At 68.3% G+C, this 24,672-nt stretch carries 31 protein-coding genes; 14 read left to right on the top strand and 17 right to left on the bottom strand.

Features of this window, described 5'->3' with window-relative positions:
• Positions 1-159 precede the first annotated feature (159 nt).
• Positions 160-993 (bottom strand): GNAT family N-acetyltransferase, encoded by an 834-nt coding sequence (locus ACIRG5_RS32340; RefSeq protein WP_402911713.1) that lies wholly within the window; start codon positions 991-993, stop codon positions 160-162.
• The gene (locus tag ACIRG5_RS32335; protein ID WP_402911711.1) at positions 990-1,325 is read right to left on the bottom strand and encodes a VOC family protein; all 336 of its coding nucleotides are present in this window, start codon (positions 1,323-1,325) and stop codon (positions 990-992) included. The genes ACIRG5_RS32340 and ACIRG5_RS32335 overlap by 4 nt, the downstream gene beginning before the upstream one ends.
• Before the next feature lie 87 nt (positions 1,326-1,412).
• On the opposite strand from ACIRG5_RS32335, the gene pruA reads away from it, so the two are divergent.
• Positions 1,413-3,041, top strand: a complete 1,629-nt coding sequence (pruA, locus tag ACIRG5_RS32330) for an L-glutamate gamma-semialdehyde dehydrogenase (protein WP_402911709.1) — start codon at positions 1,413-1,415, stop codon at positions 3,039-3,041.
• Here the strand turns inward: pruA and ACIRG5_RS32325 are convergent.
• Genes ACIRG5_RS32325 through aroA form a run of 7 tightly spaced genes read right to left on the bottom strand, consistent with a single transcriptional unit; the run spans position 3,038 to position 8,129 of the window.
• Complete coding sequence (locus tag ACIRG5_RS32325) at positions 3,038-3,766, bottom strand: NAD-dependent epimerase/dehydratase family protein (protein ID WP_402911706.1); 729 nt, start codon at positions 3,764-3,766, stop codon at positions 3,038-3,040. The genes pruA and ACIRG5_RS32325 overlap by 4 nt on opposite strands.
• A 22-nt stretch (positions 3,767-3,788) precedes the next feature.
• A complete protein-coding gene (locus ACIRG5_RS32320; protein WP_402911704.1) occupies positions 3,789-4,325 on the bottom strand; it encodes a hypothetical protein in 537 nt (178 codons plus the stop codon).
• A complete protein-coding gene (locus tag ACIRG5_RS32315; RefSeq protein WP_402911701.1) occupies positions 4,322-4,795 on the bottom strand; it encodes a hypothetical protein in 474 nt (157 codons plus the stop codon). The genes ACIRG5_RS32320 and ACIRG5_RS32315 overlap by 4 nt, the downstream gene beginning before the upstream one ends.
• A complete protein-coding gene (locus ACIRG5_RS32310) occupies positions 4,792-5,283 on the bottom strand; it encodes a hypothetical protein (protein WP_402911698.1) in 492 nt (163 codons plus the stop codon). The genes ACIRG5_RS32315 and ACIRG5_RS32310 overlap by 4 nt, the downstream gene beginning before the upstream one ends.
• A gap of 14 nt (positions 5,284-5,297) precedes the next feature.
• Positions 5,298-5,831 (bottom strand): hypothetical protein, encoded by a 534-nt coding sequence (locus tag ACIRG5_RS32305; RefSeq protein ID WP_402911695.1) that lies wholly within the window; start codon positions 5,829-5,831, stop codon positions 5,298-5,300.
• Between the two features lie 28 nt (positions 5,832-5,859).
• Positions 5,860-6,858, bottom strand: coding sequence for a ribosome small subunit-dependent GTPase A (gene rsgA / locus ACIRG5_RS32300; RefSeq protein WP_402911693.1), 999 nt, complete (start codon positions 6,856-6,858; stop codon positions 5,860-5,862).
• 2 nt (positions 6,859-6,860) lie between these two features.
• Entirely contained in the window at positions 6,861-8,129 is a 1,269-nt protein-coding gene (gene aroA, locus ACIRG5_RS32295; RefSeq protein WP_402911690.1) for a 3-phosphoshikimate 1-carboxyvinyltransferase, read from the bottom strand.
• 85 nt (positions 8,130-8,214) lie between these two features.
• Between aroA and ACIRG5_RS32290 the strand changes: the two genes are divergently transcribed.
• From ACIRG5_RS32290 to ACIRG5_RS32275, 4 genes are all read left to right on the top strand, one after another.
• A complete protein-coding gene (locus ACIRG5_RS32290; protein ID WP_402911688.1) occupies positions 8,215-8,904 on the top strand; it encodes an SOS response-associated peptidase in 690 nt (229 codons plus the stop codon).
• Entirely contained in the window at positions 8,901-9,512 is a 612-nt protein-coding gene (locus tag ACIRG5_RS32285; RefSeq protein WP_330272617.1) for an alpha/beta family hydrolase, read from the top strand. Before ACIRG5_RS32290 ends, ACIRG5_RS32285 begins: the two co-directional genes overlap by 4 nt.
• Before the next feature lie 10 nt (positions 9,513-9,522).
• The gene (locus tag ACIRG5_RS32280) at positions 9,523-10,065 is read left to right on the top strand and encodes a DinB family protein (protein ID WP_402911685.1); all 543 of its coding nucleotides are present in this window, start codon (positions 9,523-9,525) and stop codon (positions 10,063-10,065) included.
• A 133-nt stretch (positions 10,066-10,198) separates the two neighbouring features.
• Positions 10,199-10,711, top strand: coding sequence for a hypothetical protein (locus ACIRG5_RS32275; protein ID WP_402911683.1), 513 nt, complete (start codon positions 10,199-10,201; stop codon positions 10,709-10,711).
• Here the strand turns inward: ACIRG5_RS32275 and ybaK are convergent.
• Positions 10,708-11,184 carry a Cys-tRNA(Pro) deacylase gene (gene ybaK, locus ACIRG5_RS32270; RefSeq protein ID WP_402911681.1) on the bottom strand — a complete coding sequence of 159 codons (477 nt, stop codon included), beginning with the start codon at positions 11,182-11,184 and terminating at the stop codon, positions 10,708-10,710. The genes ACIRG5_RS32275 and ybaK overlap by 4 nt on opposite strands.
• Before the next feature lie 50 nt (positions 11,185-11,234).
• Between ybaK and ACIRG5_RS32265 the strand changes: the two genes are divergently transcribed.
• Together ACIRG5_RS32265 and rsrA are read left to right on the top strand one after the other, a co-directional pair.
• Positions 11,235-11,909 (top strand): sigma-70 family RNA polymerase sigma factor, encoded by a 675-nt coding sequence (locus tag ACIRG5_RS32265; RefSeq protein ID WP_402911679.1) that lies wholly within the window; start codon positions 11,235-11,237, stop codon positions 11,907-11,909.
• Positions 11,906-12,166, top strand: coding sequence for a mycothiol system anti-sigma-R factor (rsrA, locus tag ACIRG5_RS32260; RefSeq protein WP_189154252.1), 261 nt, complete (start codon positions 11,906-11,908; stop codon positions 12,164-12,166). The genes ACIRG5_RS32265 and rsrA overlap by 4 nt, the downstream gene beginning before the upstream one ends.
• 64 nt (positions 12,167-12,230) lie before the next feature.
• Here the strand turns inward: rsrA and ACIRG5_RS32255 are convergent, their stop codons facing one another.
• Positions 12,231-12,305, bottom strand: a complete 75-nt coding sequence (locus tag ACIRG5_RS32255; protein WP_369809028.1) for a 50S ribosomal protein bL37 — start codon at positions 12,303-12,305, stop codon at positions 12,231-12,233.
• A 127-nt stretch (positions 12,306-12,432) separates the two neighbouring features.
• On the opposite strand from ACIRG5_RS32255, the gene ACIRG5_RS32250 reads away from it, so the two are divergent.
• Positions 12,433-13,911, top strand: a complete 1,479-nt coding sequence (locus tag ACIRG5_RS32250; RefSeq protein WP_402911739.1) for a histidine kinase N-terminal domain-containing protein — start codon at positions 12,433-12,435, stop codon at positions 13,909-13,911.
• Positions 13,912-14,065: 154 nt separating this feature from the next.
• Here the strand turns inward: ACIRG5_RS32250 and ACIRG5_RS32245 are convergent, their stop codons facing one another.
• Together ACIRG5_RS32245 and ACIRG5_RS32240 are read right to left on the bottom strand one after the other, a co-directional pair.
• Positions 14,066-14,320, bottom strand: coding sequence for a WhiB family transcriptional regulator (locus ACIRG5_RS32245; protein WP_015104912.1), 255 nt, complete (start codon positions 14,318-14,320; stop codon positions 14,066-14,068).
• Between the two features lie 247 nt (positions 14,321-14,567).
• Positions 14,568-15,503: a diacylglycerol/lipid kinase family protein gene (locus ACIRG5_RS32240; RefSeq protein ID WP_402911677.1), complete on the bottom strand. Its 936-nt coding sequence runs from the start codon at positions 15,501-15,503 to the stop codon at positions 14,568-14,570.
• A 251-nt stretch (positions 15,504-15,754) separates the two neighbouring features.
• Here ACIRG5_RS32240 and ACIRG5_RS32235 point away from each other — a divergent pair, with 251 nt between their 5' ends.
• The 3 genes from ACIRG5_RS32235 to ACIRG5_RS32225 all read left to right on the top strand — a co-directional run bounded on the left by ACIRG5_RS32235 (position 15,755) and on the right by ACIRG5_RS32225 (position 17,926).
• Positions 15,755-16,174: a hypothetical protein gene (locus ACIRG5_RS32235; RefSeq protein ID WP_402911675.1), complete on the top strand. Its 420-nt coding sequence runs from the start codon at positions 15,755-15,757 to the stop codon at positions 16,172-16,174.
• 82 nt (positions 16,175-16,256) lie between these two features.
• Positions 16,257-16,970 (top strand): S1 family peptidase, encoded by a 714-nt coding sequence (locus ACIRG5_RS32230; protein ID WP_402911673.1) that lies wholly within the window; start codon positions 16,257-16,259, stop codon positions 16,968-16,970.
• Positions 16,971-17,113: 143 nt separating this feature from the next.
• Positions 17,114-17,926: an SAM-dependent methyltransferase gene (locus tag ACIRG5_RS32225; RefSeq protein WP_402911670.1), complete on the top strand. Its 813-nt coding sequence runs from the start codon at positions 17,114-17,116 to the stop codon at positions 17,924-17,926.
• Here the strand turns inward: ACIRG5_RS32225 and ACIRG5_RS32220 are convergent.
• From ACIRG5_RS32220 to ACIRG5_RS32205, 4 genes are all read right to left on the bottom strand, one after another.
• Positions 17,923-19,398, bottom strand: a complete 1,476-nt coding sequence (locus tag ACIRG5_RS32220; protein ID WP_402911668.1) for a glycoside hydrolase family 28 protein — start codon at positions 19,396-19,398, stop codon at positions 17,923-17,925. The two genes, ACIRG5_RS32225 and ACIRG5_RS32220, sit on opposite strands and share 4 nt — an antisense overlap.
• 139 nt (positions 19,399-19,537) lie before the next feature.
• Positions 19,538-19,954 (bottom strand): DUF5684 domain-containing protein, encoded by a 417-nt coding sequence (locus tag ACIRG5_RS32215; RefSeq protein ID WP_402911666.1) that lies wholly within the window; start codon positions 19,952-19,954, stop codon positions 19,538-19,540.
• Positions 19,955-20,080: 126 nt separating this feature from the next.
• Positions 20,081-20,554, bottom strand: coding sequence for a GNAT family N-acetyltransferase (locus ACIRG5_RS32210; RefSeq protein WP_402911665.1), 474 nt, complete (start codon positions 20,552-20,554; stop codon positions 20,081-20,083).
• Positions 20,554-21,150 (bottom strand): histidine phosphatase family protein, encoded by a 597-nt coding sequence (locus tag ACIRG5_RS32205; RefSeq protein WP_402911663.1) that lies wholly within the window; start codon positions 21,148-21,150, stop codon positions 20,554-20,556. Before ACIRG5_RS32205 ends, ACIRG5_RS32210 begins: the two co-directional genes overlap by 1 nt.
• Positions 21,151-21,218: 68 nt before the next feature.
• Here ACIRG5_RS32205 and ACIRG5_RS32200 point away from each other — a divergent pair, with 68 nt between their 5' ends.
• From ACIRG5_RS32200 to ACIRG5_RS32190, 3 genes are all read left to right on the top strand, one after another.
• Entirely contained in the window at positions 21,219-21,380 is a 162-nt protein-coding gene (locus ACIRG5_RS32200; RefSeq protein ID WP_402911661.1) for a hypothetical protein, read from the top strand.
• Between the two features lie 320 nt (positions 21,381-21,700).
• A complete protein-coding gene (locus ACIRG5_RS32195) occupies positions 21,701-21,868 on the top strand; it encodes a hypothetical protein (protein WP_402911658.1) in 168 nt (55 codons plus the stop codon).
• Between the two features lie 122 nt (positions 21,869-21,990).
• Complete coding sequence (locus tag ACIRG5_RS32190) at positions 21,991-24,654, top strand: alpha/beta hydrolase family protein (RefSeq protein ID WP_402911656.1); 2,664 nt, start codon at positions 21,991-21,993, stop codon at positions 24,652-24,654.
• Positions 24,655-24,672: the final 18 nt, after the last annotated feature.

Genomic DNA, 24,672 nt, shown 5'->3' with positions numbered 1-24,672 from the left:
CACCCGCGACCCCACCGAGGCAGTCCGGATCGCACCGCACCACCGCACCGCCTCAGCCAACAACCAGCGCAAACCACTCTAAGTCACCGGTATTGGCTCTAGGGCGGGTCCCGTGAGCCTCGACCATGACTCTCATCGAACGGACTCACGGGACACGCCCTAGTCCCGCCGCTGGTCGTGCACCTCGGGCAGCGCTTCGAAACCGGCTGCCCGGTAGGTGGCGACCGCGCCGACGTTCGAACTCGGCGTGCAGACGAGCGCGCTGGACGAGCCGAGCTCGCGCAACGCCGCCGCCCCGGCGACCGTGACCGCCTTGCCGAACCCCTTGCCCCGATGGTCGTGGTGCACGCCCATCGGTTCGATCAGCCCTGGCCTGCCAGGGCCCGCTGACCACACGGTGATCGCCGCCACCGCGACGCCCCGGTCGAGCGCGAGCAGGCTTCGGGCGTCGGTGTACGGCAAGCCGACCGCCATCGCGTGCCAGCGCTCCTCGGTGAACGTCGACTTCTCGAACGACGCCCGGATCACGGCCGCGTGCACATCGGCCCGGGCATGTCCGATCATCTCGATCGACACATCGGGAGCCGGTACCGGGGCAGCGAGATCGCGGCGCAGCGGCGTCCACGGCACGTCGGACTGCCAGCCGCGTTCGAACATCAGCTTCTGGAACCGCGTGCCCCGCGGGGACTCGACGTACACCGTCCCGGCGGGAAGGACACCGCGTTCGGGAGCGCAGATGTCGTCGGCCAGTCGCCGCGCCAGTTCCTCGTCCTGACGGGCGTCCGGCGCGATCGTGAACCGCAGCAGGTCGGCGCCGTCCAGCAGCCCGACGGCGACGATCCGCCCGTCGTCGCGCCAGATCCGGACCGCCGCGTTCGCCTCCTGGTTGCCGAAACGCCGGTACCAGCCCAGATCTCCCGGATGCAGCTGGAACGGCAGGTCGTCGTGCTGCCACTCGCGCAGCGCCCGCACGGCCTCGTCGAACACGATCACATTCCCTCCGCGGGCTCCCACAGCTCGATCCGGTTGCCCTCGGGGTCGACACACCACCCGAACCGGCCGAACTCCGAGTCCTCGGTGTCGGGCAGCACCTCGACGCCGCGCGCCTTCAGCTTCGCCATCAGCGACAGCAGGTCGTCCACGCGCAGGTTCAGCATCGTGCGCTGGTGGGGTTCGCCGATGTAGGGCGTGTCCTGGGCGAACAACGCCATCGTCGTGGTGCCGGGGAACTCGTTCGTCGCCGTGTCGAGCCAGTGGAAGGTGACGGTGCCCTTCTCGCTCATCGGCACGCCCAGGTTGTCGCGGTACCAGGCGGCCAAGCGCACAGGGTCTCTAGAACGCAGGAAAACCCCGCCGATGCCAGTCACCCGCGCCATCCGACGGACCCTACTACCGCGTGCCACGATGGGGGAATGGACGCCGTCACGTCTGCACCCGAACCGGTCAACGAACCAGTGCGCACCTATGCACCCGGTAGCGCCGAACGGACGAGTCTGCAGGCACGCATCGCGGAGCTCGAAGGCACGTCGCACGAGCTGACGATGACCATCGGCGGTCAGCAGCGCATGGGCGGTGGCGACCACATCGACGTCGTTCAGCCGCACGACCACAGGCACGTTCTCGGTGTGACGGCGCAGGCCACGAACTCCGACGTCGCGGACGCCATGCGCGCCGCCCAGCACGCCGCGCCGGGCTGGCAGGAGCTGCCGTTCGACGAACGGGCCGCGGTCATGCTGCGGGCGGCAGACCTCCTCGCCGGCCCGTGGCGCGACACCCTCAACGCCGCCACGATCCTCGGCCAGTCGAAGTCCGTGCAGCAGGCCGAGATCGACGCGGCGTGCGAGCTGATCGACTTCCTGCGCTTCAACGTCCACTTCGGCCGCCGGATCCTGCAGGAGCAGCCGATCTCGTCGCCGGGCGTGTGGAACCGGATGGACCACCGGCCGCTCGACGGGTTCGTCGTGGCGATCACGCCGTTCAACTTCACCGCCATCGCGGGAAACCTGCCCCTCGCGCCCGCCCTGATGGGCAACGCCGTGGTGTGGAAGCCGTCGCCGACGCAGCAACTGGCCGCGCACTTCACCATGCGGTTGCTCGAAGAGGCGGGCCTGCCGCCGGGCGTGATCAACCTCGTCACCGGCGACGGCCAGGCCGTGAGCGAGGTCGCGTTGCGGGACAGGTTCTTCGCCGGCCTGCACTTCACCGGTTCCACGCGCACGTTCAAGGCGTTGTGGCAGACCATGGCGGGCAACCTCGACAACTACCGCGCCTACCCGCGCGTCGTCGGCGAGACCGGCGGCAAGGACTTCGTGCTGGCACACCCTTCCGCCGATCCACGCGCCCTCGTCACCGGACTGGTGCGCGGTGCTTTCGAGTACCAGGGCCAGAAGTGCTCCGCGGCCTCACGTGCGTACATCGCGCGTTCGCTGTGGGACGGCGGTGTACGCGAACAGCTGCTCGACGTCACGAAGTCGTTGTCCTACGGCGATGTCACGGACCTGTCGGTGTTCGGCGGCGCCGTGATCGACCACCGCGCGTTCGCCAAGCACAAGGAGGCGCTGCTGATGGCCTCCGCGTCCACTTCGGTCGAGGTGCTGGCCGGCGGCTCGTGCGACGACTCGGTGGGCTACTTCGTCGACCCCGCGGTGCTGCTGGGCACCGATCCGCACCACGACATCTTCACGACGGAGTACTTCGGCCCGATCCTCGCCGTGCACGTCTACGAGGACGCGGACTTCCCTAAGATGATGGAGATCATCGACACCTCCACTCCGTACGCGCTGACCGGCGCCATCTTCGCGCGTGACCGCGTGGCCGTCGACCAGGCACATCGCGCCCTGCGGTTCGCCGCGGGCAACTTCTACGTCAACGACAAGCCGACCGGTGCCGTCGTCGGGCAGCAGCCGTTCGGCGGGTCGCGCGGCTCCGGCACCAACGACAAGGCGGGCTCGATCTACAACCTGCAGCGCTGGACGAGCCCGCGCGCCATCAAGGAGACCCTGGTGCCGCCGACGGATCACCGCTATCCGCACATGGGTTAGTTCTGCGGTTTCCAGCCGGTGGCCTCGGTGAGCTTCGTGCTCACCACCCGCTGCGAGCGTCCGAACACCTCGAACGCCGCGGCGAACCTGCCGAAGAACTTCGGCAGGCGGGTGATTCCCATGTCCCGCTTGAGAACCGGCGTCCCGACGTTGTAGATCCCCGCGGGAGCGTCGAGTGCGGCGACGGCCGCGGCCGCAGCGTCACCGGGGTGCACGACCGACATCCAGCCGTCGCCGACGAGCACCGGCGGTGACATGGCGTCGCCGCCGATCAGCATCCCGAAGCGCAGGAACACACCGCCGGGGTGCGCGAGGACGTTGTGCTGCGCCTGCGCCGAGCTCGCGATGTGCCCGACGGGCTTGATCGGCGCGCTCTCGTCGAGCTCCCGGTCACCGCCGTCCGCGTAGACGAACGAGATGCCCTCCTGCACGATCCGCCCGACTCCGGCCGCCCTCGCGGCCTCGACCAGGGCGGCGGTGCCCTCGGTGCGGATGCGGTCGTTGTCCGCCCAGGCACTCGCCAGCACGGCCTTCGCGCTGAGCGGGATGCGGGTGGCGAGGTTGACGACGGCGTCGTAGCCCGTCAGCGCCACCGCCAGCTGATCCGCGTCGAACAGCGAGGTCGTGTGCCGGTCCAGCACCCCGACCTCGTGTCCTGCCGCCCGCAGCCGCGGCACCGCTTCCCGTCCCAGAACGCCCGTCGCACCGATCACGAATACCTTCATGACCAGTGGACGAGACAGCGCGTCAGGATGTGACGAGCCGCCGGAAGGCCTGCTGCGCCTTGCCCAGTGCGATCTGCGAGACCTGCGACGAGTTGGCCTTCGGCAGGTCGACGATGACCGAGTAGGACTCGGTCGCGTTGACGGCGACGGTGTAGATGGACTGCATGACGCCGGGCTGGACGACGAACGAGATCGCCGTCGAGTGACCCTGGATGAGCATCTTGCCCGACGCGTTCGCCGGCTCCTCGAAGGCGCCCAGAAACGTCACCACCACGAACATGTCCGAGTCGGTGCCGGTGTTGCCCTCCTGGTAGACGCAGGACCGCGGAATGGCGGGATCCGGTGCCGGTGTGCCCGCCAGTGGGGTGTCGAAGTCCGCCGCGACCAGCAACTGGCACGGGTCGGCAGGCAGCTTGCGCGCCGTGTCGATGCGCGGCGACGTGGTGACGACCGTCGTCTCGGTGGTGGTCGTGGTGGTCGTGGTCTTGCTCGGCGGTGCCGCCACGGGGACCGCACCGCAGCCCGCCACCAGGAGCAGCAATGGCAACAAACGCTTCATCTCGGCAGCCTTCCCATGGCCTTCGCCGCCAGCCCCTGCGTGACCTGTCCGACCACGTTGAGATCGTGGCTGCGCTGCAGGACCTTCAGCCCGACGAGCTGCCCGTCCCGCACCTCGACGACGGCGTCGCACGTCACCTCGCCCGAGGCGTCCACGCACTTGCTGGTCAGCGGACGGTCGTCGCTCTCGCCGGGCTGGCCGCCGTCGATCACGGCGCCGTGGCCGCCGTCGGACAACAGCTTCTGCGACTCGTCCGCGAACTTCGCGCTCAGCAGCGTCAGCCGCACGGTCAGCGAGTCGAACGGATAGTCGCACGACCGGTCGGTCCTGGTGGGGGAGCCGTTCATCTGGCCGGCGTCGCCGGACTGCAGCAGCGAGCAGGGGTCGGTGTCCTCGAACTCGTGGGCGGGCGGCTGCGCGGTCGAGCAGGCCGTCAGGGCGAGGAGCAGCACCGGAAGCAGTCGGATCATGAGAACAACCTTTGCACCACCGCGACGGACCGGGTGCGGGCGACCGACCCCACGTCGTAGTTGCCCGGGATCTTCTCGGCCGTCATCACCAGCACGCGGTCCGCCGCGAGCTCGGTCACGGTGACACCGATGCTGTTCGACGGCTCGCTGGCGAAGTCGGTCTCCACGCCCCACCACGCCCTGCGGCCTTCGACCGTGAGGTCCGAGCCTTCGTTCACGCGGATCTTCGCCTGCTCCAGCGACTCGTTCTCGACGCTCATCCACACTGTCTGGCCCTCGATCGACCACCGGCAGCTGAGCGGCTCGTTGAGCGGTTCCGGTGCCTTCGTGAACGGCTTCGCGAAGTCCGGCTCGGCGAGCAACGTGCAGGCGTCGACCGTGGCCAGGTCGCGTAGTTTCGGTGTGGGTGCGGGAGTAGGTGGAGGCGCGGGCGTCGAGCACGCGGTCAGCACGGCCAGCAGCGCCACAGCCCCCAGGCGTGTGTTCATGCGGGAAGTGTGACTCATGACGTCACCGGCAGGCGGTCGAGCGCGAACTTGATCAAAGTGACGCGCTGGAACAGCAGCCATCCCTCGTCCGCGCCGGGCATCCGCGTCTTGACGGTCAACGACCGCGCGTAGCCCACGGCAGCCCACACGCCGCAGTCCAGTTCGGCTGCGTCCGTGTCGCAGCCGAACCACATCGTGTGCCCGTCGATCTCGCCCTGGTGGCCGCTCGGGTGGGCCTTCTTCACCTCGTCGTACTCGATCTCCTCCAGGCCGACGAGGACGGTCAGGTCGCCGGAGGGGAAGGTGAAGGTGTACCGGCAGAAGCCCGGGTTCGCCGGGTCGGGCGCGGGCACGGCCGTGGTCGCTTTCATGAGCGGGCTGCTGCCGTCCACCGGTATCGCCCTGCACGTGTCGAACGCGGCCAGGTTCCGCGGCTTGTCGATGCGCGGTGACGTGGTCGGTACCGGCTTCGGCGGTGGTCCGGGGATCTCGGCCGTGCACGCGGTGAGGGCAGCGCACAGCACGGCGACCCCCAGAAGTCTCCTCATGGGGAGAGTGTGAACGACCGGCGCAACCTCAATCCGTGTAGTCGTCCATTCCGGCCCGGGACGCGAGCAGCCGCCGCAGCGACGTGAGGCGGCCCGGCGCGTCCGGCACGAGTTCGTCGAGCATGCAGCCGGGATCCTCGGGCGCGCCCAGGTGACCGCAGCCGGGCGGGCACTCCTCGGCGGCCTCGGCGAAGTCCGGGAAGGCCTTCACGATGTCGTCCGGCGTGATGTGCGCGAGGCCGAACGAGCGGATGCCCGGCGTGTCCACGACCCAGCCGCCCTCCGGCAGGCGCAGTGCCACGGCCTGGGTGGAGGTGTGGCGGCCCTTGCCGACGCCGGACACCACGCCCACCGCGCGGTTCGCGTCCGGCACGAGCTTGTTGACCAAAGTGGACTTGCCGACGCCGGAGTGGCCGATCAGGCACGACACCGTGTCCGTGAGCCTCGCGCGCAACGCGGCCGGTTCCTCGTCTGAGCGCGTCACGATCACCGGCACGTCGAGTTCGGTGTAGAGCGCCAGCAGCGAGTCAGGGGAGGCGAGGTCCGACTTCGTCAGGCACAGCACCGGTTCCAGGCCGCCGGCGTACGAGGCGACCAGGCACCGGTCGATGAAACCCGTGCGGGGCGGGGGATCCGCCAGCGCGACGACCATGATGAGCTGGGAGGCGTTCGCGACGACTACGCGTTCGAACGGGTCCGTGTCGTCCGCGGTCCTGCGCAGCACCGAGGTCCGTTCCTCGACGCGCACGATGCGGGCCAGCGTGTCCGGCTGGCCCGACGTGTCACCGACGATGCCGACCTGGTCGCCGACCACCACGGGCGTGCGGCCCAGTTCGCGCGCACGCATCGCCGTGACGATCGCGCCCGACTCCATCGTGCACGTCCAGCGGCCGCGGTCCACTCCGATCACCATCGCGGTCTCGGCGTCGGCGTGTTCCGGCCGCTTCTTGCTGCGCGGCCGCGTCCCCTTGCCGGGGCGCACGCGCACGTCGGACTCGTCGAGCTTGCGCCAGTCCTGCTTGCTCACTTCTACGCGCCCCCGGTGAGCATGGCGTTCCACATCCCTGGGAAGTCGGGAATCGTCTTGGTCGTGCTGCCGATGTCGTCGACCGACATGCCCGGCACCACCAGGCCGATGATCGCACCCGCGGTGGCCATCCGGTGGTCGGCGTAGGCCTTCCACACACCACCGTGCAACGGCCGCGGGTCGATGATCAGGCCGTCCTCGGTCTCGGTCGCGTCGCCGCCCACCGCGTTGATCTCGTTGACGAGTGCCGCGATCCGGTCGGTCTCGTGGCCGCGGATGTGCGCCACGCCCCGGATGATCGTGCGTCCCTCGGCCAGCGCGGCCAGTGCGGCGACGGTCGGCGTCAGCTCGCTCTCGTCGCGCAGGTCGATGTCCACCCCGGTCAGCTTCGCCGGTCCGCGCACGGTCAGGCCCTGGTCCGACACCTCGACCGCACAGCCCATGCGCTCCAGGATGCCGCGCACCGCGTCACCGGGCTGGGTCGTGACGGAAGGCCAGTGCGGGATCGTCACCTCGCCGCCGGTCACCGCGGCCGCCGCCAGGAACACCGTCGCGTTCGACAGGTCCGGCTCCACGTGCCACGTCCGCGCGCTGATCACGCCGGGCTCGACGTGCCACACGTTCGCAACGCCGGTGTCGACCTGAACGCCGACCGAACGCAGCGTCTGGACCGTCATCTCGATGTGCGGCAACGAAGGCACGGGCTTGCCGTCGTGCCGGATCGTCACGCCCTTGTCGAAGCGGGCACCGGACAGCAGCAGCCCGGACACGAACTGCGACGAACCCGACGCGTCGATCGTCACCTCGCCGCCGGGCACCGACCCCGTGCCGTGCAACGTGAACGGCAGCGCGTCGCCCTCGATCTCCACGCCCAGCGACCGCAGCGCACCCAGCACGGTGCTCATCGGTCGCGTGCGGGCGTGCGGGTCGCCGTCGAACCGGATGCCGCCCTCGGCCAGCGCGGCGGCGGGCGGCAGGAAGCGCATGACCGTGCCCGCGAGACCGCAGTCGACGTCGGCGGGCCCGCGCAGCAGGCCGGGCATGACGTCCCAGCCGCCGTCCTCGCGATCGGTGATCCCGACGCCGAGGGACGACAGCGCGGCGGCCATCAGCACCGTGTCGCGGCTGCGCAACGGCGCGTGGACCGTGGACGGCCCGTCGGCCAGCGCCGCGAGCACCAGAACGCGGTTCGTGATCGACTTCGAGCCGGGCACCGGCACCGTCGAGTGGACTGGGCCGGACGCGCTGGGGGCTGACCAGTGCTGAGTCATGCACAGATGATCCCGCATCTGTCCTGGGACAGTTCGCACTGGTGTGCGGGACGTGGGATTATCGCAACTTCGGAGGTGATCGGTTTTGTGTGGTAGGTACGCCTCCACCAAGGACCCGGCGCTGCTGGCGGCCGAGTTCGACGCGGTGGACGGGACCGGCGACGAGGCACCGGGGGCCGACTACAACATCGCTCCCACCAAGCACGTCATGGCCGTGGTCGAGCGCAAGCCCGAGGACGAGGAGCTGGAACGCAGCGTCCGCGTCATGCGCTGGGGCCTCGTCCCGCACTGGGCCAAGGACCTCTCCGGCGCGGCCAAGATGATCAACGCGCGAGCCGAGACCGTGCTGAGCAAGCCCGCGTTCAAGCAGTCGGCGATCAAGCGGCGCTGCATCATCCCCGCCGCCGGTTGGTACGAATGGCAGCCGACCGAGGGGCGCAAGCAGCCGTACTTCATGACGCTCGGGGACGACACGTCCCTGGCGATGGCGGGCCTGTGGTCCGTGTGGTGGAAGGACGACGTTCCGACCGTCACGTGCGCTGTGCTCACCACGGAATCCCTCGGCGCGTTGACCGAAGTGCACAACCGCATGCCGTTGCTGCTGCCCCAGGACCGATGGTCGGCGTGGCTCGACCCGACGTCGCTGGACCCGTCCGAACTGCTGACCCCGGACCTGTCGATCGTCGAGGCACTGGAGTTGCGCCCGGTCTCGACCGATGTGAACAGCGTGAAGAACAACAACGCCTCCCTGATCGAACGCGCAGAGCTGTCGTGACCACGCTGTTGGTGGACACGCCGCACGGCCCCGCGAGGGCCTCACTGCACTGTGCCCACGAACCGCGTGCGGCTCTGCTCCTGGGCCACGGCGCCGGTGGCGGCGTGGAGGCTCCGGATCTGGTCGCCGCGTGCCGCGCCGCGAACTCCGTCGGCGTGCACGTGGCGTTGATCGAACAGCCCTACCGCGTCGCGGGCCGTCGTGCCCCGGCGCCGGCGGGCCAGCTCGACACGGCCTGGATGGCCGTGGTCGAGGACCTGGGCGAACGCTGGTTCGACGGCCTGCCCCTGGTGTTCGGGGGCCGGTCGTCGGGCGCGCGCGTGGCCTGCCGCACGTCGGTCGAGGGCCAGGCCGTGGCGGTGCTGTGCCTGGCGTTCCCGGTGCACCCGCCCGGCAAGCCGGAGAAGTCCCGGATGGCCGAGCTCGACGGCGTCGAGGTCGCCACGCTGGTCGTGCAGGGCGAGAACGATCCGTTCGGCCAGCCCGAGGTCGCCCATCACCGCGAAGTCGTGTTGCTCAAGGGCGACCACTCGTTGAAGGCGTCCGTCGCGGACGTGGGCCGCTACGTCGGTGAGTGGATGGACCGGGTGCTGCGCCCGCTGGACTAGCGTTCGGCGTATGACGGTCATCGATGAGCAGGGCAGGCCAGAACCACCGATGGGTGGTAACGAGCTCGACACCCTCAAGGGCTTCCTCGAGTTCCACCGCGCCACTCTCATGTGGAAGATCGAGGGCCTCACGGCGGAGCAGCTCAACGCGACCACCGCGAAGTCCACGATGACCCTGGGCGGGATGGTCAAACATCTTGCCTACGTGGGGGAGCAGTGGTTCCGCGTTGTCCTGCACGACCGTGAGCCGCTGGAACCGTGGGCGAGCGTCGACTGGAAGGCCGACAACGACTGGGACTGGCGCTCGGCTGCCAACGACACCCCGGAGCAGTTGCGCGAGTTGTGGCGGCGCGCTGTCGACGGCGCCAGGAAGGACCTCGTCGAGGCGCTCAGGCGCGGCGACCTGAGCCAACCGGCGAAGCGGGCACCGTGGCGTGACGGGCGCGTCCCCAGCCTGCGGTGGATCCTCACCCACATGATCGAGGAGTACTCACGGCACAACGGCCACGCCGATCTCATCAGGGAAGCGATCGACGGCCAGACTGGCGAGTAGGGCGAGCTCTTCCGAATGGAGGAATGGGTCGGCCGAAAGTACGAAATCCGCTCTTCGTGACAACCGGGTGTATCTCCGAATCGTCGATCAGTGTGTAAGGCGAATGCCTATCGAGATGAATTCGGGAGAACACGTGAGCCGTTTCCGCACGATCGCGACCGCAGCCGCATTGGCCGGCACTGCCGCAGTGGGTGTCGTGGCGGCCTCTGCCGCTCAGGCCTCCGACCCGACAGCGGCGGCCCCATGGTGCACCGCCGACGATCTGGCGATCCGCGTCGACGACATGCGCTCTCCGTCGGTCAAGGACAAGGCGCACGTGATCCGTTTCGTCGCCGCGGAGGGTGTCTCCTGCCGGATCGGTGGCACCGTGAGCAACCTGCGCTTCCTCGACTGGAAGGGCAACGACATCCACGCCGCCCTGACCGGAGGCCAACCTCCGTACAGCGAGACGCTGGTCGGCGGGGACAGCTATGCCGCCAAGTACGTGGCATCGAACAGCGAGGGCCCCCAGCAGTTCCCCGCCTTCGTTCGCTTCAACCTGCCCGGCCAGGGCAAGCTGGGCGCTTTGGTCACCGTCGCGTGGCCGGCGTCCGGTATCGGTGCTGAATACGTCCGGAGCGGCGGCATCACGGCGCCGGTCGGTTAAGCACTGATTCTGGCGACCACTGCATTGGTGAGTCGCACTAGGTCGGTAGGCGTGATCTCGACTTCGAGACCACGCCTACCGGCGCTGCAGAAAACAGTTTCGAATTGCAATGCCGACTCGTCCAGTGCGACCGGAAGGCGCTTTTTCTGGCCGAGAGGGGAAATGCCTCCCGCGACGTAACCCGTCGCGCGCTCGGCGTCGGCCACGAGTGCCATCTTCGCCCTCTTGCCCTTCAACGCGGCCGCCAGACCCTTGAGGTCGAGTTGCCCGGTCACCGGCACGATGCCGACGGCGAGCTTGCCGTCCACCTCGGCCACGAGCGTCTTGAACACCCGGCCGGGGACCAGGCCGAGCGCTTCCGCGGCCTCCAGTCCGTACGACTCGTGCCTGGGGTCGTGCTCGTACGAGTGCAAGGTGTGCGCCACCCGCTGCTTGTCCAGCAGCGCTGTGGCGGGGGTCCCACGTCCGGCCATGCGGAATTACTACCAGCCCCTCCGTTGTTACTCAGAACGTGGCAACGAACATGCTTGAGCGGTCACGCGTAAAGTCAGTCCCGACCCAGAACCTGTGGGAAGGGAGCGCGGTGCCCGCCACCGGCACGACAGAGACGACGGCGGAGCGCGCTGCACGTTTCGAGCGCGACGCGATGCCCATGCTCGACCAGCTGTACTCGGCTGCCCTGCGCATGACGCGCAATCCGGCAGATGCCGAGGACCTGGTGCAGGAGACGTTCCTCAAGGCCTACTCGGCGTTCGCGTCCTTCTCGGAGGGCACGAACCTCAAGGCATGGCTCTACCGGATCCTGACGAACACCTACATCAACGGCTACCGCAAGAAGCAACGCCAGCCGATCCAGCAGCCGACCGAGGAGATCACGGACTGGCAGCTGGCTCGTGCGGAGAGCCACACCTCGTCCGGGCTGCGCAGCGCCGAGGTCGAGGCACTCGACAACCTGCCCGACAGCGACGTCAAGGAAGCATTGCAGCGGTTGCCGGAGGAGTTCCGGATCGCGGTCTACCTCGCCGATGTCGAAGGCTTCGCGTACAAGGAGATCGCAGACATCATGGGCACCCCGATCGGCACGGTGATGTCCCGGTTGCACCGGGGCCGTCGCCAGCTCCGCGACATGCTGGCGGACGTCGCCCGCGACCGCGGTTTCCTCCGTAGCGGCACCGGCAGCAACGGAGACGCGTCATGAACTGCGGCGAACCCCACGACACCGACTGCTCAGAGGTGCTGTCCGAGGTCTGGCTGTTCCTGGACCAGGAATGCGACCAGGGCCGGCGCGCGGCACTGCAGACGCACCTCGACGAGTGCCATCCGTGCCTGGAGCAGTTCGGGCTGGAGGAGCACCTCAAGGCGCTGCTCGCCCGCAAGTGTGGCGGAGACTACGCACCCGCCGACCTGAAGGCGCGCATCCGGGCGACGATCGTGGAGATTCGCACCGAGGACTGAGATCCTCACCTGAACGACAAAAAGGCCTGGTCACCGTCTCGGTGTCCAGGCCTTTTCGCAGCACTCAGGCGTTGGGGCGCTTGCCTCGGTTGGCGCCGCCCTTTTTGCGGTCGCGGCGCTTGCGAGCACGCTTCGACATGGGAGTCTCCTAGGATCAGAACTGCTTCAACCAGCGTCGGCTGGGCCGACCTGCCGTGCACCTATTCGCGATGGTCGGACCAGCCGACCAATCGAACACAGCTTCCGTAGTTTCTCATGGAGGAGTTCTGTCTACGCTCACGGACCTGCTGGCCGAGCACACCAAGCTCTCCGGCGCTGCCGTCGACCACCTCCAGCTGGTGGTCGCGGAGTGGCAACTCCTCTCTGACCTGTCGTTCGCGGACTTCGTCATGTGGGTCCCGCTCGAAGACGACAAGTTCCTCTGCGTGGCCCAGGCCCGTCCCACCACGGCGCCCACCGCTCACCCGGAGGACGTCGTCGGCAGCGAGGTCGAGTCCGAGGAACATCCGCAGCTGCGCAGGGCCATGGACGAGTCGCGGATCTGCCGCGAGGAGGACCCGCGCTGGCACCTGGGCGTGCCGGTGCGGCGCGAGACCATCCCGGTGCGGCTGGGCACTCAGGTCATCGCGGTGCTGAGCCGCAGCACGAACCTGGCCGTCCCGCGCGTGCCGTCGCCGTTGGAGATCTCGTACCTCGGCAGCGCCGCGGACCTGTGTCAGATGATCGCGGACGGCACGTTCCCCGCGCCCGAACCCTCGCCGGACGTGCACACCAGTCCGCGCGTCGGCGACGGCCTGATCAGGCTCGACCCGTCCGGCGCGGTGGTGTTCGCGTCACCGAACGCGCTGTCGGCGTATCACCGCATGGGGCACGCTTCAGACCTTGTGGGCGTGCACCTCGCACCGCTCACACGCAGCCTGATCGGTGACCCGTTCGACGCCACCGAGGTCGCCCAGCGGATCAGGCAGGCACTGGACGGCCAGCCGTCGATGCGCATGGAGGCCGAGTCACGGCGCGGCGCCGCGGTGCTGTTCCGGTCTTTGCCTCTTAGGCCACGGGGTCAGGCCGCGGGCGCCATCGTGCTGTGCCGCGACGTGACCGAGGTGCGCCGCCGTGACCGTGCGTTGATGTCCAAGGACGCCACGATCCGCGAGATCCACCACCGGGTGAAGAACAACCTGCAGACCGTCGCGGCCCTGTTGAGGCTGCAAAGCCGCAGGCTGAGCAACCCGGAGGCGAAGGAGGCGCTCGCCGAGTCCGTTCGCCGTGTGACTTCCATCGCACTGGTTCACGAGACGTTGTCGATGTCCGTCGACGAGCGAGTCGATCTCGACGACGTGGTCGACAAGGTCATCCCGATGATGAGCGATGTCGCCGTCACGGAGACCCAGGTCAGCGTGCGGCGCGAGGGCGGGTTCGGCATCGTGCCGGCCGAGATCGCCACCCCGTTGGTGATGGTGCTGACCGAACTCGTGCAGAACGCCTTCGAGCACGCTTACGCCCCTGGCCAGCGCGGAGAGGTCGTCGTGCATTCCGAGCGCTCCGCGAAGTGGCTCGACGTGACGATCACCGACGACGGCAAGGGCCTTCCGCAGGGTTTCTCCCTGGAACGCACCGATCGGCTGGGTCTGCAGATCGTTCGGACCCTTGTCGATTCTGAATTGAGAGGCTCTTTGAGCTTGCGGCGGCGGCCCCGAGGCGGTACTGAGGCGGTCCTGCGCGTGCCGCTCAGAGGGCGGCGCTAAACTAACGCCGTGCACACGTGACGACCAGCCTCAGCGGTCTCACGTGGTCATGCGGGAGGGTGTGCAAACAAAAGAAGCCCGACACCTGGCACGGTGTCGGGCTTCTCCTATAAAGATCAAACGCAGTAGTTGCTGTTCGCGGCTAACTGCCTGGTCAGGCGTTGCTGCGGGCCCGCGTACGGGCGTTGCGGCGCTTGAGAGCGCGGCGCTCGTCTTCGCTCATCCCGCCCCAGACGCCGGCGTCCTGGCCGCTCTCGAGAGCCCACGCGAGGCAGTCGGAGACGACGGGGCAGCGGCGACAGACGGTCTTCGCCTCGGCGATCTGAAGCAGCGCGGGACCACTGTTCCCAACGGGGAAGAACAGCTCGGGGTCCTCGTCGCGGCAGATCGCGCGGTGGCGCCAGTCCATTGGAACTACTCCTCAGCGATAGGCGCGCACAAGGGCACGCCGGTTGTCAGCGGTCGTTTTTGGGGTGCTTGTGAATGCTTTCACGAACGGCTGGGATGTCAAGGGGTAAGCACTGACCCGGTGAGTGAACTCACCCAAAAGATCGACAGCGTTCACCTGGGGTTTCACGCTCTGCTGTCACTCGACTGCAGTACATCCCGGGAAGGTACCGAGACGGTCACGAAACGGTCACGGACTGTAAAGGTCCTTACAGGGCAACAGTCAACGCGTCCGGGACCGCTCTGAACTCCACCGCGGTGGTCGTTCCGAGGAAGTCTCCGTCCACCTGAAGGTTCGCGGGGTCCTCGCACTTCACCCTGACATAACCCACGTCATCACGCCGAACGAGATTTCCGCCCTTCGGATTCCCCGTCGAGAGGATCTGCGCGATGTAACGCCCCACGGTGGGCACCCGCATCGTCTTCAAAGCACTCAAACCAAGGCCGCCGTCGAACGACGTGCTGGGGTTGAGCTGGATAGCCCTGTCCCCGAAGTACGTCCAGGGATCGGTGTTCGACACGAACACCATGCCGACGTCGTCGAACGGCGCCTCGTCCGGCACCTCGACGATGAAGTGCTGCGGCTTGCGCACGATCTGCGCGTACGCCTTGAGCGCGACGCTCAGATAAAGGGCGGGACTCGCGTTGCGGCCCTTGGCGCGCTCGCGTTCCACACCGGCGACGACATCGGCGTCGAGACCCATGCCCGCGTTGAACGTGAACCAGCGGCCGCCTTCGATGACGTCCGCGAAGACCTGGCCGAGCCCGATGCGGCGCCTGGTGCCGTGCTCGATGGCCTGGAGAAGGACGTGCGTGGCCTCGACGGGGTCGCGCGGAATACCGAGCGCGCCCGCGAAGACGTTGGCCGAACCGCCGGGCACGACGCCCAGCATCGGCTTCTCGGGACGGGGGCCGCCGCGCAGGATGCCGTTGACGACCTCGTTTACCGTGCCGTCGCCGCCGTGGGCGATGACCAGGTCGAACCCGTCCGCCGCCGCCTGGTGGGCGGCGTCCGCCGCGTGGCCGCGATAGGAGGTCTCGATGACCTCCAGCTTCACGTCACTGGCGAGTGCGTGTGCCAGCACGTCACGGCCCGCGGGCGTCGTTGTAGTCGCCTGCGGGTTCACCACGAGAAGAGCGCGCACTACTTGAGAGTAAGACAGTGCGTGACCGTCCGCGGCTCGCATGTCCTCCCTCAGGGTGGCTACAGCCTCACGAAAGTGGCGTAAATCTCCCTTCCGTCAGCACCGCGTTCACCTCGCAGCCGAGTGCACCCCGGACGACCGCCGGCTCGCTGAAGGCCCCTTGATCTTCCCGCGTGGGACGTGCCGGGAGAGCCCTCCAACCGGGTGGCCTACGATCCGTGACCAGTACAGAACGTGATGAAAGGTCTCCCGTGACCACTCGGATCCAGGCGCCGCCGCGCGCGGTGCGCATCGCGTCCGCGCTCACCTTCGTGCAGGGTCTGGGCGGCATCGCGCTGGCCGTCGCTCTCGTCATCCGGGTGATCGGGGGCGCGACGCCCGCGGGCCCGATCCTCGGCGCCGCCGGCGTGCTCGTGCTCTGGTTCGGCGGGGCGCTCTTCGCGACGATCATGTTGTTCCGCGGTCACCACGGCGCCCGCACGCCCGTGATCGTCACGCAACTGCTGTTGCTCGGCTGCGCCTGGTACGCGTACGGGCCGTCTGAGCAGCAGCTGCTCGGCTCGCTGGGCGGCATCTACTGCGTCGTCGTGCTCGTGTTCCTGTTCACGAACGACGGGCGCAAGTGGGCGATGGGCCTCGACGAGGTATCGGAAGGCGACAAAGCCGACTAACGGAGGGTGGTCACGGTCACACGGCCGGGTGAAGCTGTGCGTGGTTGCTTAACCACTCCCTGCACTCACGAGGTGACCAACCATGCGTTTCACCATTGCGATCGCGGGCGCCGTCCTTGCAGCGCTCTCCCTCGCCCCTGCCACCGCCACGGCCGCTCCGGAGAACCCGGACATGTCGCCGATGATCATCGGCGGCGGTTACGCGTCCAACTTCCCGTACGCCGCCCGCCTGTTCTTCAACGGGCGGGAGAACTGCTCCGCCACGAAGATCGCACCTCAGTGGATCCTGACCGCTGAGCACTGCGTCGCCGGCAGCGGCACGTACACGTTCCGCGCGGGCAGCCTGGACCAGCAGTCCGGCGGCCAGCTCGTCACGGGTACGCGGATCATCAAGCACCCGTCGGCGGACCTGGCGCTGGTGCAGGTCGGCACGGCGATGTCGGCCCCGTTCTCGCCGCTGGCCTCCAGCAGCGACGGCGTGGTTACCGGCCAGACCGTGCAGCTCTACGGCTGGGGCGCCACCTGCACCAACCAGCCTGAGATCAACTGCCAGTCGCGCTACCTGAAGGTCGCGAACACGCGGGTCACGAACCCCAACGGTTCCGACTACCGCGGTGGTCGTGCGATCGCCGTCCAGCGCGTCGACGGCATCGCCGCCGGTGGTGACTCGGGCGGCCCGATGTTCGGGGCCGGTCGCCAGGTCGGCGTCGCGTCCACCTCGGACCGCGCGACGCGGTCCAACTACACCCGCATCGCCACCTACCGCTCCTGGATCACCCAGAACGCGGGCGTCTGACACACAGCTTGACCAGCGGTAACCCTGCGATGGCCCTCGGCTCCGGCCGGGGGCCATCACCCTGCGTGTTCACTAATGGTGGATGGACACGAACGGAGTAGCCAGCTACCGTGCCTCCAGCGTTCGCGCCGCTTGGGAGCAGGGTGAGGTGCGCAGTGCAGGACGGCCCGAAGCGGGTGACGACAAACGGCGATTCCGAACGCCCGAATCTGGCCCGCCTGTTCGACTACTACCTCGGCGGAGCGCACAACTTCGCGGTTGACCGCGCGCTGGCCGAGGAGAGCATCAAGAAGTTCCCCGTCGCCGAGATCGCGCGCACGATCAGGTCCTTCTCCCGCCGCGTGGTGCGTCTGTGCGTCGAGGAGTACGGCATCCGCCAGTTCCTCGACCTGGGCAGCGGCATCCCGACCGCCGGCAACGTCCACGAGGCCGCCCAGTCCCTCGACCCGTCGTGCAACGTGGTCTACGTCGACAACGACCCGGTGACCGTGGCCCACGCGCGCACGATGCTGCGCGACAACCTCAGCGCCGCCATCGTGCAGTCCGACATCTCCGACGTGGGCGCCGTGCTGCGCCACCCGGAGACACGTCGTCTCATCGACTTCACCCAGCCGACCGCCGTGCTGATGGTCGGCATCCTCCCGTACGTCGTCGACGAGCCCGCCGGTGTCGTCGCGCGCTACCGGGCCGCGTTGGCAGAGGGCAGCATCCTCGCTTTGACACACCTCACGAAGGACGTCGAGCCGGAACTGGTCGACCGGCTGGTCGACCTCTCCGACCACATGGACGCCAAGCTCGTGCCGCGGTCCAAACAGGACGTGGAGGAGTTCCTCTGCGGCCTGAAGCTGCTGGAACCCGGCTTGGTGCTCGCCGCCCACTGGCGGGCGGACGGCGAGCTTCCCGGTACTTCCGCCACGGCCGACGCGTCGACGTACGGCGCCGTGGGGATGGTCTAGCCGGTCTTCACTCGCAGCGCCTGACCGTTCGTGGTCGTGCTGTCCGTGACCGACGTTCCGCTGCTCTTGCGCCATTGCAGGTCGTTCGCGCCGGTGCTGCGCTCCACCTTCACGCCGTTCAGCGAGATGTTCTGCACGCTGTCTGTGGTGATGGCCGGGCGCCCGTCGTTCTTCTCGAACTCGACCGTGCTGTTGAGGAACTTCACGTCGGTCGCGTTGCGGATCCAGAACCCGAACGCCGGCCGCACGCCGAAGATCCGCGGCGGGTACTCGCCGGACACCTCGGGCGGGTTCTTCGCGGCGTCGGACTCCTTGTGGTTGCCCGGAACCGTCAGCTTCACGTTGTCGAACGTCAGCCCGGTGATCTTCGAGTCGGACCGGCCGGAGACGGTCGACGCGTACTCGGGGTCGCCGGGGATGTCGCGCGGCGCGGTCAGGTTGGTGCCGGTGATGTCGCGGTAGGTGATGTTGCGGATTTTGCCGGTGGGCGGGCTGTTCGGGCAGCGGCCGCGCTTGCCGATGTGGACGTAGATCGGTGAGGCGGTCCTGGTGAGCTGGATGTTCTCGTAGAGGACGTCCTCGATCACCGCGCCGTCCATCGACACCATGCCGAGGCCGGCCTTCGAGGCGCCGGTGACCTTGAGGTTGCGGAACTGGATGTTCCTGAAGCTGCCGCAGGTCTCGGAGCCGAACTGGATCGCGTTGTTCTCCGTCGACTGGATGGTGGAGTCGCGGACGACGTTGTTCTCGCTCAGGAACGTCTTTCCGGTGGCGTAGTCGCTCTTGAACGCCACCGCGTCGTCGCTGGCGATGACGGTGGAGTTCGACAGCTCGACGTTGGAGCTGTTGATGAAGTTGATGCCGTCGCGGTCGTCCGGGGTGTCGACGGTGACGCGGTCGAGCTTCATCCCGTTGCAGCCGTTGGTGATGATGGCGAAGTGACCGGCTTCCCTGAAGGTCACGTCGGTGATGGTGACGTTCTTGCAGAACTTGAGCGACAGCATCTTGTCGCCCTTGCCCGCGGGGATGTTCTCGCCGGTCTCCAGCTTGTTCGCGCCGTCGATCACGCCCTTGCCGGTGAAGCTGACGTTCTCGACGTTCTCGCCCCACAGCAGGGCGTTGCGGAAGTGGCTGTGCCCGAAGTCCTGGTACTTGCCGTAGGTGGGGTTGGGCTCCGGCGCGTCGATCCCGCTGCCGGACGCCACGATGCGCGCGCCCTGCTGGATGTTGATCGTGACGTTGCTCTTGAGGTGGATCGAGCGCGAGAGGTACGTGCCCGGCGGAATTTCGACGGTGCCGTTGCCGGCCGCGCTGGCCGCCGTGATGGCCTTGTCGATGGCGACCGAGTCGATCGCCTTGCCGTCGCCCTTCGCGCCGTAGTCCTTGACGTTGAAGCTCGCCGCCTTCGCCACGCCTACCGGTGCCACGACCACCGCCAGTGCGACGAACGCGCCGGTCAGTCGACGCTTCATCGTTGGTCCTTCCTCTTGTGTCGAGGGCGGCGGCTGCTCGGCGTCTGAGAAGTTCTGCAAACGTTTTCAGAAGAAATCGTAGTGAAGGCCGGCCCGCGAAGTCCAGGGTGACTTCGCGAACCGGCCTTCGTGGTCCTGCTCAGCCCTTGTAGGCGGCCTGCTGGCCCGCGAGCGCGGCCGGGCCGCGGTACTGCGCGTCACCGAACGCGAGGATCGCGTAACCGATGATGCTGAACAGCCACAGGCCGACGACACCGAAGAGGGTGTCCTTGCCGAAGGACTTCGCGACATCGATCGAGACGATCGCCAGGATGACGATGTTGACGATCGGGATCAGCAGCAGGATCAGCCACCAGCCGGGACGGCCCGCGACCTTCAACAGGACGTAGATGTTGTAGATCGGGATGATCGCGGCCCAGCCCGGCTGACCGGCCTTGGTGAAGGTCTTCCAGAAGACGACGACGCCGAAGACGGCGAGCGCCAGGTAGATGATCGTTCCGAAGACGCCGATGCCGGTCGAGACGGCGGGGTCGATCGTAGTCGGGTCAGTACCCACGGTCTTTCCTTCTTTCCACGCTTACTTTGTGCCGGGGGATCGGCGAGCGGGGACGCTGCCAGCACCGTGGACCCGTCCTCAGTGGAATCCCCTTTTCGTGAGCGTTTCGAGACCTTCCGTCAACCTTCAGAGTGACGAGCCGAGCTCGGCCAGGGCCTCGCCCGCGACACGCATCGTCGTCCACTCGTCCATCGGGACGGCGCCCAGCGACTTGTAGAAGCCGATGCTGGGCTCGTTCCAGTTGAGCACCCACCACTGCAAACGCGTGTACCCCTTGGCGACACACTCCTGGGCAAGCGCTTTCAGGAGCTGCTTGCCCAGGCCGCTGCCGCGCTGGTCCGGCGTGACGTAGAGGTCTTCGAGGTAGATGCCGTGGACGCCGTCCCACGTCGAGAAGTTGAGGAACCACAACGCGATCCCGACGACCCGGCCGTCCACTTCGGCCACATGGCCGAACAGCGCCGGGCTCTCGCCGAACAGCGCGGTGCGCAGCTGCTCCGCGGTGAGGTGGCACTGCTCGGGCGCCTTCTCGTACAGCGCCAGCTCGTGCACCAGCCCCACGACCGCGTCGACGTCACGCGGTTCCACCCGTCGGATCATCACACCTCCCAGGCAGGCACGTTGAGCCTGCGCACCTGCGGGTCGCCCCGCTCGTCGCCCAGCTGGCAGATGCCGGCCGGGTCCAGTCCGAAGTGGACGCCCTGGTCGGACGCGAGACCCAGCCACGCCGCGATCAGCACCCGGCTGAAGTGCCCGTGGCCCACCAGCACCACGTCGCCGCCGGGCAGGATCTTGCGCACCTCCCCGAGCACCTTGCGGGCCCGCTCCTGCACCTCCGCGTGCGTCTCGCCGCCCGGCATGGGGTGCGACCACACCGTCCAGCCGGGCACGCGCTCGCGAATCTGCGGCGTGGTGATGCCCTCGTAGTCGCCGTAGTCCCACTCGGCCAGGTCCTCGGTCATCGCGTTGACCTCCAGCCCGGCCAGCGCGGCCGTCCTGGTGGCGCGCTGCCGAGGGCTGGTCAGCACCAGCGCGGGTGCCTGGTCCGTGCCCCTCAGCCGGGCGAGCGTGGCGCCCGCGCGGCGTGCCTGCTGCTCGCCCTCAGGCGTCAGCTCGATGTCAGTGCGTCCCGTGTGCCTGCCGCTCTCGGACCACTCGGTCTGGCCGTGACGCAGCAGGTAGAGGTGGGTGCTCACCTGGTTGATCCTAAGGAGTGACGGGGACCACGTTTGGAGTAGTACACCGTCGAGGTACCCCGCCCGCCATGAGCGGCGAGCATCACGACCACGGCGCCCCCGACGAGGTCGACGCCCGGGAGATCCGCGAGGCCTTCGGGGTTCGCGTCGCGCGCATCCGGGCGGAACTGACCTCGACGTGGAACAAGCTGAGCCAGAACGAGCGCGACAACGACCCCAGAGACCGGTGATGGTCCGTCATCGGGGGCGGTCGAACGGCTGAACGTCCATGCGGTGCTGTTCTCAGCGGTCGGGCTTGATCAGCACCACGAAGTCCAGCGCTTCGCCCAGCGCCTCGGCGTCGATCAGGTGTGTGGTCACGCTCCACCGGCCGGGAGGCAGTGAGACGGCGAAACCTTCGTCCTCCGTGAGCGCGGGGTCCTCGCCTCACCGCACGATGAACTCCCATGCGTCATCCATGACATTTCGGCTCTCCCCGAAATGCGGGCGCGTTGACGGTGCCGACTGCTTTTCTGGGGTGTTCTGATCGCGGTTTCTGAGGGGGAATGACGTGGGATACGTGCTGGATTGGCAGGAACTGGAGCCGTCGGACGAGATCGGCCAAGGTCCTCAGGCGGCGAACACCGTCGCGGGCAGTGTGGTGAGCGTTGTCACCTGGCCCTGGACCACGATCGGCAACTTCTGTTCCGATGAGGGAAATCACCCGGCGTTGGGCTGAATGGCGTAATACTCCCGTCGGGTTGTCGTTTTGATTGGCAGATTCCGGGCGGAATCACGAGCCTTGTGCTGCACGGCGTGGATAGAACGGAGTGAATAGTCCTTTTTGAGGGGGACCCGCTCATGCGCCGTGCAGTCGCGCTTTTACTTCCTGTTCTGCTGGCCGCGGTACTACCGGCGCTGCCCGCGTCGGCCGCGCCGGAACCACCTTCCGCACCTGGCTGGACCGTCTCCGGTGACGAGATCCGGTGGACCACCGCCACGTCGATGCCGTTGCTCGACGCGGGTGTCGAGTTCTGGGAGGGCGACCGGTTCCTCGGGCGCGCCCAGGAGTCGGCGAACCTGCGGACCTACACGCTGAAGGCCGCTCTGAAGGACCCCGCCGCGCTTCAGGTGCGGTCGGCTGGGAAGCGGCTGGACGTGCCGGAGCCTCCGGCGGCTGGTCTGTCCGTGCCCGAACTGCCGGCGTTGCAGCCAGAGGCCGGCGTGGATCCGGGCACACCGGGGCCGTACGCCACCAGCACCGGTGAGTACGCGCTCGACTCGATCAAGCTGCCCGAGTACGCGGCGCCGATCGAGATGGAGGCCGTCGTCGTCGCGCCCAAGGGCGCGCCCGGCAAGCGGCCGCTCGTGCTCTTCCTCCACGGCAGGCACTACACCTGCTACAGCAAGTCGGATCCGAACCGGATCGCGATGAACTGGCCGTGCCCCAGCGGTTTGACCGCGGTGCCGAGCCACAAGGGCTACCTGAAGGCGCAGCAGTTGCTGGCGTCGCAGGGATATCTGACGGTGTCGATCTCCGCCAACGGGATCAACGCCCAGGACGCGATGACCGCCGACGCGGGCGCGCAGGGCCGTTCGTCGCTGGTGCGCCACCACCTGGCCAAGTGGGCGGACTGGGCCTCCGGCAAGGGTTCCGCGCCCGGCGCCGTGAAGTCCGCGCCGGCCGCGGACATGTCGAAGGTGCTGCTGGTGGGCCACTCCCGCGGTGGCGAGGGCGTCAACCGCGCCGCCACCGACAGCCTCACGCCGCCGCCCGGTGACACGGGATTCTCCGGTCCGGTGCGCTGGAACATCCGCGGCGACGTGCTGATCGGCCCCACGATCTTCGGCCACAACCCGGCGCCGGACGTGCCCTCGGTGACGTTCCTGCCCGGTTGCGACGGTGACGTGTCCGACCTGCAGGGCCAGATGTTCGTGGACCAGACGCGCGGCCTGAGCCGTGGCGACGCGATGCACAGCGCCCTGTACATGATCGGCGCGAACCACAACTACTTCAACAGCGAGTGGACGCCCGGCCAGGCAGAGGCACCGGCGTCCGACGACTTCTGGCCCGGCCAGCAGCCGGACCCGCTGTGCACGCCCGGCACCGCCACCCGGCTGACCGCGGACCAGCAGCAGACCATGGGCGCCACCTACATCGCGGCGTCCACGCGCCTGTTCCTCGGCCGCGACCAGTCCGTGCTGCCGCTGCTCGACGGTTCCGGCGTCCGCGCCCCGTCCGCAGACCCCGCCCGCGTTCTCTCGCACGCGATCGGCGCGGACCGCAGGTCGCTCGTCGTGCCGGACGGGTCCACCGGTGTGTCCGGCAGCGCTCGCGTCTGCCAGCAGACGTCCCGCGATGCCGCCGTCGGGTGCAGCACCGTGCGTTCACCGCACTTCGTCGGTTTCCGCGGTGCGGTGGCGCAGCCCGAACGTCTTTCGGTCGCGTTCAAGTGGTCGGCAGCGGGCCAGGCCGGCGTGGTCACGCCTTCCGCACCGGTGTCGTTGAACGGCTCCAGCGACCTGGCGTTGCGTCTGGCCGTTCCGCCGAACTCCACGGCGTCCCGGTTCGGCGTCTCGGTGACCGACCACAACGGACGGAAGCACTCGCTCGGCGCCGTATCGGTGACCGGACTGCCCGGCTCGGATCGCACGAGTTCGTTGTGGGCTCAGGAAGTCCGCGTGCCGCTGCCCTCGGGTGTCGGCAGGGTCGCTTCGCTGGAGCTGGTCCCCGAGTCCGCGTCCGGCGAGGCGTGGCTGATCGACGCCTACGGCTGGGACAAGGGCCTTGTTCCCGTGGTTCCCACGCGGCTGGCCCGGGTCGACGCCGCGGTCACGACCGTCGACGAGGGCGACTCCGGCGCGCAGACCCACAACATCGTCGTCACCGCGACCGGCAACGGCACCCGCGTGATCCGGGTCTTCTACACCGACCCGGCGACCAAGCAGCCCACGACCCAACTCGTGACGCTGAAGCCGGGCGAGAACCGCGCCGAGGTGCCGGTGACCTACACCGGCAACACCAGGTGGAGCGCCGACGTCCGCTACCCGGTGTCGGTTCTCGCGATCTCCAACGCGGTCGTCGGTTCCGCGATCGGCGGACTGCTGGTGCGCAACGACGACCCCGCGCCCGAGGTGACGGTCACCCCCGTCGCCGGCAGCGTCGTGGAGGGCGGCACCCTGAAGTGGAGGCTGACCCTGTCCGAGGCGGTCGACTCCCCGGTGACGCTCTTCGGGGTGCCGGTGGCACCCGCCTCCGGCACCGAACTGTCCACAACGGACGTCAACGCCGAGTGGCTGCTCCAGAACGCGGGCGAGGAAGCGCTGCCCTCGCGGCCGTTGTCGTCCACGCAGCTCGGGGTCTACGCCTTCGTCCAGACGGGCGCCACCACGTTCGAGTTCGAGGTGCCGACCGTGGCCGACACCGAGACCGAAGGGGAGGAGCAGGTCCGGCTGAAGTTCGAGGGGATCTCGCCCACCGGCACCGACTTCGAGGTGATCGGCAAGGTCACGGACGCGGCGTGAGAGTTCGTGAGTGGTCGT

This window comes from Lentzea sp. NPDC102401 (genome assembly GCF_044765805.1).
GTDB classification, from domain to species: domain Bacteria; phylum Actinomycetota; class Actinomycetes; order Mycobacteriales; family Pseudonocardiaceae; genus Lentzea; species Lentzea sokolovensis.
The sequence above is the reverse complement of the archived record's forward strand: the minus strand, read 5'-3'. Positions and strand labels throughout refer to the sequence as shown.

Bases quoted from the DNA above. Each gene is read 5' to 3' on its own strand.
- pruA (WP_402911709.1), top strand. From the start codon at position 1,413: ATGGACGCCGTCACGTCTGCACCCGAACCGGTCAACGAACCAGTGCGC.
- ACIRG5_RS32325 (WP_402911706.1), bottom strand. From the start codon at position 3,766: ATGAAGGTATTCGTGATCGGTGCGACGGGCGTTCTGGGACGGGAAGCG.
- ACIRG5_RS32320 (WP_402911704.1), bottom strand. From the start codon at position 4,325: ATGAAGCGTTTGTTGCCATTGCTGCTCCTGGTGGCGGGCTGCGGTGCG.
- ACIRG5_RS32315 (WP_402911701.1), bottom strand. From the start codon at position 4,795: ATGATCCGACTGCTTCCGGTGCTGCTCCTCGCCCTGACGGCCTGCTCG.
- ACIRG5_RS32310 (WP_402911698.1), bottom strand. From the start codon at position 5,283: ATGAACACACGCCTGGGGGCTGTGGCGCTGCTGGCCGTGCTGACCGCG.
- ACIRG5_RS32305 (WP_402911695.1), bottom strand. From the start codon at position 5,831: ATGAGGAGACTTCTGGGGGTCGCCGTGCTGTGCGCTGCCCTCACCGCG.
- aroA (WP_402911690.1), bottom strand. From the start codon at position 8,129: ATGACTCAGCACTGGTCAGCCCCCAGCGCGTCCGGCCCAGTCCACTCG.
- ACIRG5_RS32280 (WP_402911685.1), top strand. From the start codon at position 9,523: ATGACGGTCATCGATGAGCAGGGCAGGCCAGAACCACCGATGGGTGGT.
- ybaK (WP_402911681.1), bottom strand. From the start codon at position 11,184: ATGGCCGGACGTGGGACCCCCGCCACAGCGCTGCTGGACAAGCAGCGG.
- ACIRG5_RS32265 (WP_402911679.1), top strand. From the start codon at position 11,235: ATGCTTGAGCGGTCACGCGTAAAGTCAGTCCCGACCCAGAACCTGTGG.
- rsrA (WP_189154252.1), top strand. From the start codon at position 11,906: ATGAACTGCGGCGAACCCCACGACACCGACTGCTCAGAGGTGCTGTCC.
- ACIRG5_RS32245 (WP_015104912.1), bottom strand. From the start codon at position 14,320: ATGGACTGGCGCCACCGCGCGATCTGCCGCGACGAGGACCCCGAGCTG.
- ACIRG5_RS32230 (WP_402911673.1), top strand. From the start codon at position 16,257: ATGCGTTTCACCATTGCGATCGCGGGCGCCGTCCTTGCAGCGCTCTCC.
- ACIRG5_RS32220 (WP_402911668.1), bottom strand. From the start codon at position 19,398: ATGAAGCGTCGACTGACCGGCGCGTTCGTCGCACTGGCGGTGGTCGTG.
- ACIRG5_RS32210 (WP_402911665.1), bottom strand. From the start codon at position 20,554: ATGATCCGACGGGTGGAACCGCGTGACGTCGACGCGGTCGTGGGGCTG.
- ACIRG5_RS32200 (WP_402911661.1), top strand. From the start codon at position 21,219: ATGAGCGGCGAGCATCACGACCACGGCGCCCCCGACGAGGTCGACGCC.
- ACIRG5_RS32190 (WP_402911656.1), top strand. From the start codon at position 21,991: ATGCGCCGTGCAGTCGCGCTTTTACTTCCTGTTCTGCTGGCCGCGGTA.